1 pseudogene is annotated in these 791 nt (G+C 74.5%); it reads left to right on the forward strand.

The window, feature by feature from the left end:
* Positions 1-791, forward strand: a pseudogene (locus ACYU8I_RS18865) (hypothetical protein); the annotation flags it as partial.

The following is a 791-nucleotide window of genomic DNA, read 5'->3' on the forward strand; positions in this document are numbered from 1 at the left end:
GAGCCGGGCCTGCTGGCCACCGACGAGTCGCGAGTGCTCATCCCGATCGCCGGCCCCGGTGCACCACTGGTGCACCCGCTCGCGCCGCTCGAGCTCGGTGCGGCGCTCGACCGGTCGCACGACCACGCCCGCCACCTGCTCGGCGACGCCCTCGAGCTGGCCTTCCGGCTGCCCCGGCTGTGGGCGCTGACCCAGGAAGGGCGGGTGCCGGTGTGGCTCGCACGTCAGATCAGCCGCGAGACCCACGACCTGACCTACGACGCCGCGCTGCACGCCGACCGGCTCATCACCGCCGTGCCCGACAAGATCCACCGCGTCGACGCCGTGCGGCTGATCCACGAGGCCCGGCTCACCGCCGACCCCGACCGCGCTGTAGCGGACGCCGAAGCGGCCGCCTGCCGTCGTGGGGTGTGGCTGCGCCGGGACCGCCGCGCACCCGGGGTGGTCGACGTGAACATGACCCTCGACGCCGACGACGCTGACCTCCTCGACGCCACCCTGAACCGCGTCGCCGCCGACCTTCGCGACCTCGGCGACACCAGCAGCCGCGACATCCGGCGGGCGACCGCCGTGGGGATCCTGGCCGACCCGCAGCACGCTCTCGACCTCATGTCGGGCCGCACCACCAACCGTGACCCTGGCGCACCCGGCGACGTCGATCTCGTCGTGCACCTCACCCCCACTGACGTCACAGCCGAGCACGGCACCTTCGCCGAGGAGACCCGCGGCGCCGTCTCTGCCCCACAGCTCGCCGCCTGGATCCGCAGGCGCGCCGCTCACGGCGGCCGCGT

This window comes from Nocardioides marmoraquaticus (assembly GCF_054777915.1).